General features: G+C 70.8%; 10 protein-coding genes. 2 read left to right on the forward strand and 8 right to left on the reverse strand.

Translation table 11 applies throughout. The features are described 5' to 3' along the window. Positions 1 to 49 precede the first annotated feature (49 nt). A complete protein-coding gene (locus tag ACZ4D5_RS43300; RefSeq protein WP_467778050.1) occupies positions 50 to 439 on the forward strand; it encodes a RidA family protein in 390 nt (129 codons plus the stop codon). 77 nt (positions 440 to 516) lie between these two features. Here the strand turns inward: ACZ4D5_RS43300 and ACZ4D5_RS43305 are convergent, their stop codons facing one another. Together ACZ4D5_RS43305 and ACZ4D5_RS43310 are read right to left on the reverse strand one after the other, a co-directional pair. Next, on the reverse strand, positions 517 to 1,029 hold the full coding sequence (locus ACZ4D5_RS43305) for a DinB family protein (protein ID WP_467778051.1): 513 nt from the start codon (positions 1,027 to 1,029) through the stop codon (positions 517 to 519). A gap of 173 nt (positions 1,030 to 1,202) precedes the next feature. Beyond that, positions 1,203 to 2,411, reverse strand: a complete 1,209-nt coding sequence (locus ACZ4D5_RS43310) for an alpha/beta hydrolase family protein (RefSeq protein ID WP_467778052.1) — start codon at positions 2,409 to 2,411, stop codon at positions 1,203 to 1,205. Positions 2,412 to 2,597: 186 nt separating this feature from the next. On the opposite strand from ACZ4D5_RS43310, the gene ACZ4D5_RS43315 reads away from it, so the two are divergent. Continuing rightward, a complete protein-coding gene (locus tag ACZ4D5_RS43315) occupies positions 2,598 to 4,364 on the forward strand; it encodes an immunity 49 family protein (RefSeq protein WP_467778053.1) in 1,767 nt (588 codons plus the stop codon). Between the two features lie 85 nt (positions 4,365 to 4,449). Here the strand turns inward: ACZ4D5_RS43315 and ACZ4D5_RS43320 are convergent, their stop codons facing one another. The 6 genes from ACZ4D5_RS43320 to ACZ4D5_RS43345 form a co-directional block, all read right to left on the reverse strand. Then, entirely contained in the window at positions 4,450 to 5,739 is a 1,290-nt protein-coding gene (locus ACZ4D5_RS43320) for a condensation domain-containing protein (protein WP_467778054.1), read from the reverse strand. Then, positions 5,736 to 6,797, reverse strand: a complete 1,062-nt coding sequence (gene sbnA, locus ACZ4D5_RS43325; RefSeq protein WP_467778055.1) for a 2,3-diaminopropionate biosynthesis protein SbnA — start codon at positions 6,795 to 6,797, stop codon at positions 5,736 to 5,738. Before sbnA ends, ACZ4D5_RS43320 begins: the two co-directional genes overlap by 4 nt. Positions 6,798 to 6,812: 15 nt before the next feature. Continuing rightward, positions 6,813 to 7,874, reverse strand: coding sequence for a 2,3-diaminopropionate biosynthesis protein SbnB (sbnB, locus tag ACZ4D5_RS43330; protein ID WP_467778056.1), 1,062 nt, complete (start codon positions 7,872 to 7,874; stop codon positions 6,813 to 6,815). Then, a complete protein-coding gene (locus tag ACZ4D5_RS43335; RefSeq protein ID WP_467778057.1) occupies positions 7,871 to 11,542 on the reverse strand; it encodes a non-ribosomal peptide synthetase in 3,672 nt (1,223 codons plus the stop codon). Before ACZ4D5_RS43335 ends, sbnB begins: the two co-directional genes overlap by 4 nt. Before the next feature lie 85 nt (positions 11,543 to 11,627). Further along, a complete protein-coding gene (locus tag ACZ4D5_RS43340) occupies positions 11,628 to 11,846 on the reverse strand; it encodes an MbtH family protein (protein WP_467778058.1) in 219 nt (72 codons plus the stop codon). Between the two features lie 65 nt (positions 11,847 to 11,911). Continuing rightward, the coding region (locus tag ACZ4D5_RS43345; RefSeq protein WP_467778059.1) for a phosphopantetheine-binding protein at positions 11,912 to 12,628 on the reverse strand (717 nt) is incomplete at its 5' end.

Raw genomic sequence — 12,628 nt, forward strand, 5'->3', positions numbered from 1 at the left:
CTTCAAGGCGTATTAGACGTATCTCCCCTGCTCACCTAGCGTGCGACGCATGACAGAGCGACGTGTGATCCTCAGCGGCTCGACGTTCGAGGAGCAGATCGGCTATGCCCGGGCCGTGGTCGACGGCGACCGGGTGCATGTGTCCGGCACGACGGGCTTCGACTACACCGCCATGACCATCTCCGACGACGTGGTGGAACAGGCGGAGCAGTGCCTGCGCAACATCGAGGCGGCGCTGACCGATGCGGACTGCACCTTCGCCGACGTGGTGCGCGTGCGGTACATGCTCACCGACAGGGCGGACTTCGAACCCTGCTGGCCCGCCCTGCGCCAGGCCTTCGGCACGGTACGGCCGGCCGCGACGATGCTCGTCTGCGGCCTGGCCGACCCTCGTATGAAGATCGAGATCGAGGTGTATGCGCGACGGTCCGCCGGGTGAGCGGGCACGGGACGGCCGGACCCTGCACACCCTCGACGCCGCCGTCGACCGGGCCGGCGCCGCCTGATCCGGCAGCGCTATACGCCGGTGGTGCCGTCGATGCGTTCCCGGAGGAGGTCGGCGTGGCCGTTGTCACGGGCGTACTCCTCGATCATGTGGACGTAGATCCAGCGGAGGCTGACGTCCTGTCCCATGAAGCGGCCGGTGTCGGTCAGGGCGCGGTCGGCGCAGTGTTCGCGGGCGCGGGCGATCTCCGCGTGCCAGGTGGCCAGGGCGTCGCGCAGGGTGGCGCCTTCGGCCAGCTCGAAGCCGCCGTCGGGGCCGTCGGGGTCGGCCTGCGGGTCGTAGATGGGCGCAATCCGTTCTCCGGCGAACACGCGACGGAACCAGTTCCGTTCCACTTCTGCCATGTGCTGCACCAGGCCGGTCAGTGTGAAGGCGGACGGCGGCACGGATGCGACGGCGGCCTTCTCGTCGTCCAGTCCCTCGCACTTCATGGCGAGGGTGGTGCGATGAAAGTCGAGCCAGCTTTCGAGGGTGGCGCGCTCGTCGGCGTTCAGGGGCGGCACGGGGCGTTCGACGATGGTCATCGGTCGATTATCGCCAGCGGCCGAATCCGTCGACAGGCAGGGCCTCACGACGGAGTGCACGTCGCCTGACGCGGCCCTGGCAGCACATCGCGGACGCCCACGTCGACCTGTACGAGGCGGACGTCCGCCGTGTCCGCGCCCACCGCGACGTCCTGCCGACGTCGCACCAGGCGTCAGCGGTGCTGGAACGTGATCTCCGGGTTGGCCGGTGTCGGTCCGTCGAGCAGGGGCTGCGCGACGCCGCGCAGGTGCTGCTCGTAGAACGCCGCCACGTACGCGCGAGTGATCTGCTCGGACCGTTCGCCGGACAGGGGGGCCTCGGGGTCGGAGTGGCCGAGTTGGTCCCCCAGGACGGGCAGGTCGGTGAAGGTGAAGTGGCCTGAGCCCTTGACCGTGAGCCAGCGCTTCCAGCCGTCCATGCCCTGCCAGGTCTCGTCCCAGTTCACGCCGTCCTCGACGCCCGGCGTGTGCTGGACCTCGGTGCCCAGCATCAGGAAGGGGCGGCCCTTGAGGCCGGTCGGCTTCGTGTGGAAGCTGCCGTCCATGTTCAGGCCGGCCCGCACCCGCGGGTCCGTGGTCATCGTGGCCAGCGCCGCCGCGCCGCCGATGGAGTGGCCACCCGCCCCGATCCGCCCGGCGTCGATCATGCCGGAGTGCCGCCAGGCGGCGTCGCGGCCGGTCAACCGGTCCAGCACGTACGAGAGGTCCTTGGCCCGGCCTTCGGTGGCGACCTTGCCCATCCCGGGCTCCGATGCGGCCTCGCAGGCCAGGCAGGTGAGGATCCGGCCGCCGGGGAAGGCCGTTCCGGTGGACTCGTAGGCATGGTCGACCGTGGCGACGACGAAGCCGCGGCTGGCCAGGTCCTCGGCGAGGTGGGTCAGCGTGGAGCGGGGCGCGGTGAAGCCGGGGGAGAGCACGACCAGCGGGAACCGTCCGTGCGCGGGCTCGGCTCCGGTGCGGGCGAAGCCGCGGGTGGATGCGTAGGTCCGCGGGGAGATCTCCTTGTCCAGGTTCCAGTGCTCCAGAAGGAGTTGGGCCTCCTTCTCGGAGGTGTACGCCGCCGGGTGCCCGCCTCCCTTGCGCCCGGGGTAGTACATGGACACCATCAGCTCCCGCGCGCCCGCCGAGGGCACCCAGGGATCCTGGCGGCTCTTGTCGACGAGGTGCAGCGTGTCGCGGCCGACGGCGAACGGGCCTGTCGGGCGGGGGAGTTGGAGACGGGTCGAGGCCTTCTCGCTCGCCGGAACGCCGTCCGTGCCGGTCGGGGCCGCGGCGGAAGCGGTCGCCACCCCCAGGAGCGGGAGGGTCAGGGCGAGCGCCGCGACGGTGGCGAGAGCGGCGCGGCCGCGCAGGGCGGGCAGGGGCTTTCGGGTGCTGGTCATGTCACGTCACGCTAGGTGAGGTGTGGTTGACGGCGCGTCGGACCACGGTCTGACGCGCACCAGACCGTGGAGGTAGGGAGCCGTCCGCTCACAGGAGGAGGCGGGATGCGGCCACACCGGCGGGTTCTCGCCGCGGGGGAAGCCCCTGGCGATCTCCGCCCCGCACTCGCTTCGTAGAGTCACTGCGTGAACGAACACCACGCGCCCGACCCCCACCTCCCGATGCTGACCTTCTCCCAGGCCGAACGCCTGCGGGGGCTGACAGTCGACCACTTCCTCACCCGACACGGGATACGCCCGCAGGTCGAGGGCGACGCCATTGCGTGGAACGGCCATCGCAACCCCCTCCTGAACCTGGCCCACAAATGCCGCGCCGTCGCCGAGGAGTACTGGCCCCAGGTGGTCCACCAGCACTTCACCAACCTGGAGAACGCCTCCCAGGGAGGCGAGAGCGCGCAGGAACTGCTCGACCAGACCTTCCTTCGTCTCCTGCCCGACGACGCCTTCCCGGGAGAGACGGCGAACGGCTTCCGCTACGCGCGGCCCGTGGCCGAAGGACTCCTCCTGGCCCTCGCGCTCGACGCGCCCTCCTCGGTCCGCATGCTCACCGACCGGGACGTGGAGAGCGCCGGTCCGGAGCGGCTGTGGGCGGCGGCCCGGGAGAACCTCCTCCGCGAACCGGTGGAACACACCGAGGTGACGGGACCACAGGGCGCGCTGCTGCACTCCGTCCACGGGGACTCGTACTTCGTGGCGAGCAAGGCGCTCGTGCTGCCCGAACTGGTCCGTGCGACCACCGGCCGCGAACTGCCGGAAGCCGGCGCCCTCGTGGCGCTCCCGTGCCGGAACCTGCTGGCGTTCCACCCGATCGTCGACGGCACGGTGGTCGACGCGGTCAACGACCTGGGCGGGTACGCGCTCGGCGCCTACGAGGACGGGGCGGGCGCGCTCTCGCCCCGCCTGTACTGGTGGCACCAGGGGCGGCTGACCTCGCTCACCGTCATCGACCACGAGACCCGCTCCTTCTCGGTGGTGCCGCCGCCCGAGCTGATGGACATCATGAAGCGCCTGCACGGCGCGGGCGCCGCGCCGGGACCGGGCGCCGCGCCCGCCCGGGGCCCCGCTGCCGCCGACGTGGCGGAAATGGCCCGCACCGCCACGGCCGAGGACATCACCCGCCTCGTCCAGGAACCGGCCGGCCTCGGGCACGCCTTCGCGGTGACCAAGGAGCTGAGCCACGCGCGCTTCGCGACCGACCCCGACGGCGGCAGCCTGGAGACGTGGGAGGCGTGGGTGTGGGCGACGCAGACCGGCTCGGCACTGTTCGCCGCCGCGACCGCACCGCAGGGCACCGTCGAGTGCCGCGTCGCGGACCGGACACTGCACCTGCCCGCCACCGGCCCCGTGCCCGCGGCGGACGCCCGCGCCTGGCTCGACGCGTTCTACCTCGCGGTCGTCGGCCGCGAACAGGACCGGCTGATCCGGCTGTGCCACGTACCGACGGACGATCTGCGCAGGGCCGCGCCCGTCGACGAGTACGTCTTCCACTGGATCGAGACGCTGCGGAGCTACTGGCTCAGGCGCTCCATGGACGACGTGGTCCAGCACCTCGTCGCGACCATGGAGACCTCCCACCCCGACGTGGCGACCCGCACGCCCGGCGACTTCCTCGACCTCATCGACTACCAGCCGGCCGCACTCTTCCACCGCCTGATCGCGGGCGACCGGGAGGCCTTCGCGCGGACCCTGGCCGAGGCCCTCGCCCACCACGAGCGCTACTGGAGCGACAGGACCGACACCGTCGGCGGCACACCGCCGCTCGGCCGCGTCGCCCTCGGCCCGCTCGCCATCGCGTCGATCGCGTACGACGCGGAATTCCCCGTCGACGCGACGTCGCCGTACCTGCCGAAGCATCTGCTCCACCGGGACTGGCTCGGGGAGTTCGACACGTAGGTCCGGGCGTGTCGGGTGGGGGCGTCGGGAGGCGGGAACGGGCCGCGTCCAAAGGGTCGCGGTCCGTCCCCGCCCCCTCCCCGGTTCACGGAGCGATCGGACCGCTCTCGGTCAACTCGCGGACCGACCGGAGCAGCGAGACGAAGTCACGCACGTGGGACGCCAGTTCCTCCCTGGTGTACAGCGCGACGTTGCCGTCGAAGGCGATGTGCATTCCCTCGGCGGGCCCGCGGTCGTACACGTTGATCGCCAGGTCCTCGACCGGCCCCGAGTTCAGGGTGTGGACCGTGGCAGGGGCGCCCGCGTAGTCGCCCCGGTAGTCGAAGGACATGATGTTGACGTCCGGGCCGAACTGCCGTCGCCCGTCCCGGAGCGCAGGTAGCTCCCGGGCCAGCCTCTCCATCGGATAGCGCTGATGGAGCAGCGCCTCCGTCACGCCTTGCGCGGCCTGCCGGGCCAGGGCCACGAAGTCCACGTCCGGTGTCAACGAGAGCCGTAGAGGCACGGTGTTGGTGACCATCGAGGGGATCTCGCGGAGCGCGGGATCCCGGCGGTTGCCCACCGGCAGGCCGAGCGCCAACTGCCGCACCCCGCTTGCCCGGTGCAGTCGCACGGCGGCCGCCGCGATGACGAGCGCGGGCCAGGGGACGTCCAGGGTCCCGGCCACGGACCGGAGGACCGCGACGTCCTCGGGTCCCAGACGGCCGTTCTCCCGGAACGATTCGGCGCTCGGCGGCGGCCGCCATGCGGTGAGGCTCGCGAAGTCGGTCTGTCCCGCCAGCCTCGCCCGCCAGAACGCGCCGTCGTCGACGAACGCGTCGGACTGCTGGTAGGCCGTGTCCGCCTCGACGACGCGGCGCAGGTCGGACGGGAAGTGCGGCCGGTCCCGGGCCCCGGTCACCAGTGCCGTGTAGACGGCGGCGACGCGCGAGGCGAACAGGGCGTGCGTGAATCCGTCCACGACGATGTGATGCGCGCAGCGGTACCAGAGCCAGAGCTCAGGGGCGAGCCTGATCAGTGCGCAGGCCACCAGAGGGCCCTTCGCGAGGTCGTACTCCCTCGCCAGGTCCCCGGCGATCCAGTCCTCCGCCGAGGCGCGGGGATCCGGGACGTCGCTCACGTCGAGCACGTGCACCGGGATCTCGGCCGCATCGTCGATGAACTGGCAGAGCCCCTCGTCACCGATGTCGAACCGGGCCCGTAGCGCGGGGGTGGCGGCCACCACCTCGTGGATCGCCCGCTCGAAGAGGCCGGGGTCGATGGCTCCGGCGATCTCGCAGTACTCCGCGAACGCGAAGGACCTGTCGGCGGAGTTCAGTTGCTGGGCGACCCATACCCCGGTCTGCGCGGAGGTGAGTGCGAGCTGTTCGGTCATGGCCGGCCTCCGACAGGGTTCAGGTCCGAGCCGACCGGATCGAGGTCCGAGCCCGCCGGGTTCAGTTGCGAGTCCGCCTGGTTCAGGTCCGAGCCGTCCGAGGCAGCCGTCATCGCGTCGCCGTAGACCTCCTGGACCCAGGACTCCTGGTAGAGCGTGTCGAGGTAGCGCTCACCGAGGTCCGGAGAGATCGCCACGGCGGTGGCCTCCGAGTCCGGGCGGTGCGTGGCGAGCCACCGCTGCGCCCCGGCGACGACCGTGCCGGTCGATCCGCCGAAGAGGAATCCCGTCGCGGCGAGCCGACGACAGGTGCGCACCGTCTCCGTCTCCGGCACCATCACCACGTCGTCGACGTAAGAGAGGTCGAGGAGTTCGGGCCGCACCCCGGCCCCGAGCCCCGGGATCATCCGGGTCAGGTCGGGACCGCCGAAGGTCACCGATCCGACCGTGTCGACGGCCACGACGGTCACCGGGCGCCCGGACTCCCTGAAGTACCGGGCACACCCCATCAGGGTGCCCGTGGTGCCCGCGCCCACGAACAGGACGTCCAGGTCGGGAAAGCGGCGGGCGATGGCCGGTGCCGTGGTGCGCTGGTGAGCGATCCGGTTGAACGCGTTCGTGTACTGGTTCAGCCATACGTAACGGGCGTCGGACGCGCACAGCCGGCGGACGTGCTCACGGCGTGCCGCGAGGAATCCCGTACCGGCGCAGGGCTGTTCCACCGTGACGACCTCGGCGCCCAGCGCCCGCATCATCTGCCGGGTGGCGAGGTTGCACCGGCTGTCCGTCACGCACAGGAACCGGTATCCCCTGTTGGCGGCGATCATGCTCAGGGCGACACCGAGGTTCCCCGACGAGGACTCCACGAGAATGGAGTCCGGACCGAGCACGCCCGACTCCTCGGCGTGCTCGACCATGGCAGCGGCGGCCTTGAGCTTGATGGAGCCGGCGAAGTTGAACCCCTCGCATTTCAGGTACAGCCGACTGCCGAGTACCGGCCGCAGGTCGACATAGAGGTCGTCCGTGTTGAACTCCTGAGGAGAAGTGATCACCGGCACGACTGCCTCCTCTCCTCAGGCACGTGCGCCGCCGGCGCTCTGTCGCCCGTAGCGGTCGGTGTCGTGGAAGAAGCCGGGCACGACCGCGAGTTCCCCGCGTTCCCGGAGCCGGTCGTGGATGTGCTTGCCCACCGCCAGGTCGAGCACGCCGAGACCGAAGGGCGAGAAGACCACCGGGCGGTCCTCGGGAAGCGTCAGCCGCCCGGTCATCAGATCGAAGAGGGTGCCGTCGACGAAGGACCGGTGCCCCACCGCCTGCTCGGCCAGGTGCACCGAGGTGTTCGCCTTGAGGCAGTGCTCCACATCGTCCACGACGTTGGCGCAGGAGAGCACGACCTCGGGCGACAGGTCCCGCAGCGAGACGTGGAGCACGACCGGGTTGTGCGAGAACCAGCCCGGCTCGGTCACGTGGGGTGTCCCGGCAACCGTGGCGAACACCGTCAGGTCGCTCGAGCGGACCAGCTGCTCGGCGGTGTCGTGCACGGTGACCCGGGCGCGGTCACCACTGCCCTCCACGTACGCGCTGAAGGCCGCCGCGCTGTCCGGGGCCAGGTCGTGGACGCCCAGCTCGTCGAACTCCCAGCCCGCGCCGCGCAGATAGGTGTGGATGTACCGCGCGATGAGTCCCGTGCCGAAGAATCCGACACGGCGCGGGCGCCCTTGGCGCCGGTCCCGGGTGAGCCGGTCGGCGGCCAGCGCGGCGGAGGCCGCCGTGCGTGTGGCGCTGATGATGGAGCTCTCCATGCAGGCGATCGGGTAGCCGGTCTCCGGGTCGTTGAGGATCAGCACGGCGGAGGCGCGGGGGATGCCGGCCTGGACGTTCTCCGGGAAGCTGGAGATCCACTTGATGCCGTCGACCTGGGTCCGCCCGCCGATCGAGGCGGGCAGCGCGATGATTCTCGACGAGGGCCGGTCGGGAAAACGAAGGAAGTACGAAGGCGGGTTGACCGAGTCGCCCTCACCGTGGACCCGGTAGGCGTCTTCGATCAGCGAGATGATCTGCCGTTCCTGCCCGGCCACGGCGTGGTGGACCTGGGCGCCGGTGACGACGGAGAAAGGAGGGATCTGCGCGTTCATGCCGAGGGGGCTCCGTTCGGAGTGGGCGAGCAGTCGGTGAGCCGGACCGGAGCGCCGAGGACCATGCCGATCTCACGCTGCCCGGAGTACGGCTCACGGCTGTGGGCCATGCGGATGTTGTCGACGAGCAGGACGTCGCCCGCCTGCCAGGGCTCGCGCAGGGTGGCCTTCTCGTACACCTCGTTGATGGCCTGCACGGTGTCCGCGTCGATGGGAGACCCGTCGCCGTAGCGCGTGTTGAACGGCAGCCCGTCCGAGCCGAACTGCGCGACGAGGTAGTCGCGGATCGCCGGCTCCATGGTCCACTCGTTGAGGAACGCGATCTGGTTGAACCAGACGTGACGCCCCGTCAGGGGGTGGGTGATGACCGCGGAGCGGCGCTGAGTGGTCCGGAGCCCGCCGTCGTGCTGCCACGCGAACTCGGTCGCGTTGGCCCGGCAGTACGCCTCCGCGGCGGCGCGGTCCGCGGCGCCCAGGGACTCCGACCACGGGACGCCCACCAGGTCGTTGTACGAGCGGGTGAGCGACCAGCCCAGTTCGGTGAAGCGCTCGACCAGGGGCCGGGGGAGAGCGGCAAGGACGGCCTGCGCGTCCGCGAGCCCGGTGATCCCGCCGTCCGCCGGCGGGATGAAGCAGCCGATCGTGAGCAGCCGGGGGAACTCCAGGCCGTAGCTCAGCTCGTGGTGCATGCACATCGCCTGGTCGGGCGGCCACTCCAAGGACGACACCACAGGGCCGCCGAGCGGACGCCGCCGGGCGAACGCCTCCGTCTCCGGCACGATCGCCCCGGACATCGGCTCGGCGACCCGGGCGAGCGCGGCCGCGTCGCGCACCCCCAACCCGCGTATCAGGACGGCCCCGTGGGTCAGCAACGCCGCTTCCAGCGCGCCGCGACGTTCGTCGGTCCAGGCGCGGAGCCGGTCCCCCGCCACGGCCTCCGTGACGTGGAGGATCGGCGGCCTGCCCGGACTCAGCTCAAGGTCGAGCCCGTCGGGCGCCCGGCGTTCCGCGCCGTGTCCCTTCGCCGCGCCGTGTCCAGCCTCCGTGCCGGAAGCCGTCTCCACGAGGGTCCTCGACGTGGGCGACTGCGTCATTCCTCCGTGCTCCTCACCCTGTTGGGGCCCCCGGTCCATGGCCTCGGCCAGCTCGGCCAGCACCGGGTGCCTGACGATCTCGGCCAGCGCCAGCGATCCGCCGGTGGCGGCCCCTAGGCGCACGGCCGACAGCGACGTGCCTCCGGAGTCGAAGAAGTGCCGGCTCCGGGATATCTCGCCGATCGGGACGCCCAGCACCTGGGCCCACAGCTCCGCGAGCCGCTTCTCCGTCGCCGTCCGCGGCAGGTCGTCGGCTGTCCCGTCCGGAGCCGTGACACCGGTGACGGCCGCTGCGCCGGCGTCACGGACCAGGGCCTTCTTGTCGATTTTTCCGTTGTCGGTCAGCGGCAGGGCAGGACGGTGGTGGAAGACCCGCGGGACCATGTACGGAGGGAGCGTGTCGCCCAGGGACTCCCGCAGGGCGGCCGGGTCCAGCGCCGTGTCCCCGGCGTAGAACGCGACGAGGTGCTTCTCGCCGTCGGGTCCTTCCAGGACGACGACGGCGGAGTCCCGTACGCCGGGGACGCGCAGCAGGTGGTTCTCGATCTCACCGATCTCGATCCGGAATCCTCTGATCTTCGTCTGCGCGTCCCGCCTGCCGAGGAACTCGAGGGTGCCGTGCGGCAGCCACCGGCCGATGTCACCGGAGCGGTAGAGCCGTTGGCCCGGGCGGTGGGGGTCCGTCCGGAAGGCGGCGGCGGTCCGCTCCGGGTCGTTGATGTAGCCCCGGCCGACGCACACCCCGGAGAAGACGATCTCTCCCGGAGCGCCGAGCGGGACCGGCTGAAGCTGCTCGTCGACCACGTACACGTGGACGTTCCTGATCGCTGAGCCGAGGGGGACGCGCTCCTGGTCCGGCACCCGGTCCATGATCTCGTGGTTGGTGTCGTCCGAGGTCTCGGTCAGGCCGTAGGCGTTCATCAGCTTGATGCCGGGGAACGCCGCGAACCAGCGCTCGACCAGCTCCTTCTTGAGCGCCTCCCCGGTCGCGGAGACGACGCGCAGCCGTCCCAGGGCGCGCGGCTCCTCCTCGAGGTGCGTGAGGATCACCTCAAGATACGACGGGACGACCTGGAGCACCTCGACGCCGCCCTCGACGACCGTGTCGACGTACCGGCGTACGTCCAGGATCTCCTTCTGCCCGATGATCAGTGTCCGCGCGCCCACCAGCAGCCCGCTGACCAGCTGCCAGAGCGAGATGTCGAAGCACTGGGGCGCGGTCTGGGCCACCGTCTGGCCGGGCCCGAGCTCCACGTCCTCGATCTTGGCGAGCAGATGGTTGAGCATGCCCGCGTGCTCGCACATCGCGCCCTTCGGTTCGCCCGTCGAACCGGAGGTGAAGTAGATGTAAGCGAGCTGCCCCGCGCCGACCGGAACGCCGGGGTCGCTCTCCTGGGAGGACGGTCCGGCACCGCCCCTCGCGAGGAGGTCCGCGATGACGAGTCGGTGCGGCTCGGGCGCCGAGGGCGACTCGGGCAGCCGGGGCGCCGAGGCGGACTCGGTGAGCACGAAGCGGCAGTCGCTGCGGGTGAGCATGGCGGCGACGCGCTGGTCGGGGAAGTGCGGCTCCACCGGGAGGTAGACACCGCCGGCCTTGAAGACGGCGAGCACCGCGGCCATCCACTCGAGGTTCCGCTCGGTGACCACGGCCACCACGTCCTCGGCCCTCAGCCCGTGGGCGAGCAGCGCGTGGGCGATGCGGTTCGCACGCCGGTTGAGCTCGTCGTACGTCCACTCGGCGCCGTCGTGGACGGCGGCGATCCGGTGGGGGTGCTCACGCACCCTCTCCTCGAACAGCTCGTGCATCCGCCGGTCCGGCAGGTCACGGCGCGGTCCGGCCATGCCGTCGAGCTGCCGGGCCAGTTCCTCGGGGGCGAGCAGGCTCTGGTACTGGTGCTCGGCCGAGGCGTCGGCGGCCATCGACGTCAAACACGTCAGCAGATACCCGGCGATCCGTCGCGCGTAGGCGATGTCGAGGACGTCGCCCCGGCCCCGCAGGTGCAGCCGCATCCCCTCCGGCACGGGCACGAAGCCGATGTGCAGCACGACGGCTTCCGGGAGCACCTGCTCGGAGGGCTGCTCGGCGCCCGCCTGGCCGTGCGGGGCGGACGCGGTGGTCCCGGGCAGGCCGGAGAGGTCGAGGACGACCTCGTAACCGGCCTTCGACGCAGGGACGGTGCTCCTCGTCGCCGACGTTGCCGCCGACGGTGTCGTCTCCCTCGCCGCGCGCCCGGCATGCAGCACCAGCGACGCCCAGTCTCCGTCACTGACCTGCAGGGCGCAGGGGGACGGGCCGTCGCCGCCGGGTGCGACGTACCCGGTCACCACGGAGCTCTCACCGGTGAGGGAGGCGAGCACCTTCGCGTGCGCCGCCAACAGCAAGGAGGCGACCGGTACGGCCAAGTGGTCGGCAAGGGCACGGAGTTGCTCGGTCGTTTCGGCGGGGATCGAGCATGTGTGATCGGTCGCCGCATCCGCACCGGCATGAGGATTCTCGGAACGCCATCGCGGAATTCCGAAGACAACCCCGGATTCACTGGATGTGTGCGCGTGGACTGCTGTTGGTGTACCCATTTTCTCCGTGCCTTCGGCAAAGGGGCAGCCGAGGCGCTCTCGGTGGAGAGCGCCTTCGGGAAAGAAGTGTTCGGCGGGGTGTGCGTCAGCCCGCCGAGGCGGCCATGGCCTTCACCAGGCTGGTCGGCCGCATGTCCGTCCAGTTCTCCTCGACGTACGCGAGGCAGGCGTCGCGGTTGTCCGCGGTCTTCACCACACGCCAACCGCTCGGCACGTCGACGAAGTCGGGCCACAGGGAGTGCTGACCCTCGTCGTTGACCAGTACGACGTAGGTGCCGTCGGGGTTCTCAAAAGGATTCGTCACGGCTGTTCCTCATTCATGTTCGGGTAGGGACAACTGCCTGGAGGGAGTGGCTCCCTGGCCAGGGTTCAGGGGGTCTTGCCGGTGGGCCGCGCCATGCGACGCAGCGCCGGACGCTTCTCTGCCGGCTCCTTGGGCGCGGCGGCCAGATGTTCGGCCAGCCCTGCCACGGTCGGGAACTCGAACACCTTGCTGATCGGCACTTCCACCGCCAGCTCGCCGCGGATGCGGCTGGTGAGCCGGGTGGCGAGGAGGGAGTGTCCGCCGAGGTGGAAGAAGTTGTCGTCGATGCCGATGTGGTCGATGCCGAGTGTTTCGGCGAAGAGGGTGGTGAGGGTTTGTTCTTGGGGGGTGCGGGGTTGGTGGGTGTGTGTGGTGGGTGTGTGGTCGGGGGTGGGGAGGGCTTTGCGGTCGAGTTTTGCGTTGGGGGTGAGGGGGAGTTGGTGGAGGGCCATGATCGCTGAGGGGATCATGTGCTCGGGGAGGTGGTGGGTGAGGTGGTGGCGGGTTGTTTTGACGAGGGTGCCGATGCCGCGGGCGGCTGTGGGGTTGTTGGTGTGGGGGGTGTTGGTGGTGCGGGGGGTGTAGGTGCCGGAGAGTGCGGAGCCCACTGTTGTTGAGGGGAGGATGATGGCGTCGAAGAGCTCCACCGCTTGCGGTGACCAGGTGGTGATGACGCGTCGTCCGTGGTCGGTTCCGAGTGCTGTCAGGTCGTGGGGGTCGACGCCTGTCGTCGGTGACGGCTCGTCGAGGCCGTCGAGTCGACGTTCCGCGGTGATGTCGGC

This window comes from Streptomyces sp. NPDC025651 (assembly GCF_055558735.1).

Excerpts from the sequence above, each read along its gene's own strand:
- ACZ4D5_RS43300 (WP_467778050.1), top strand. The coding sequence starts at position 50 with ATGACAGAGCGACGTGTGATCCTCAGCGGCTCGACGTTCGAGGAGCAG.
- ACZ4D5_RS43305 (WP_467778051.1), bottom strand. The coding sequence starts at position 1,029 with ATGACCATCGTCGAACGCCCCGTGCCGCCCCTGAACGCCGACGAGCGC.
- ACZ4D5_RS43310 (WP_467778052.1), bottom strand. The coding sequence starts at position 2,411 with ATGACCAGCACCCGAAAGCCCCTGCCCGCCCTGCGCGGCCGCGCCGCT.
- ACZ4D5_RS43320 (WP_467778054.1), bottom strand. The coding sequence starts at position 5,739 with ATGACCGAACAGCTCGCACTCACCTCCGCGCAGACCGGGGTATGGGTC.
- sbnB (WP_467778056.1), bottom strand. The coding sequence starts at position 7,874 with ATGAACGCGCAGATCCCTCCTTTCTCCGTCGTCACCGGCGCCCAGGTC.
- ACZ4D5_RS43335 (WP_467778057.1), bottom strand. The coding sequence starts at position 11,542 with ATGGGTACACCAACAGCAGTCCACGCGCACACATCCAGTGAATCCGGG.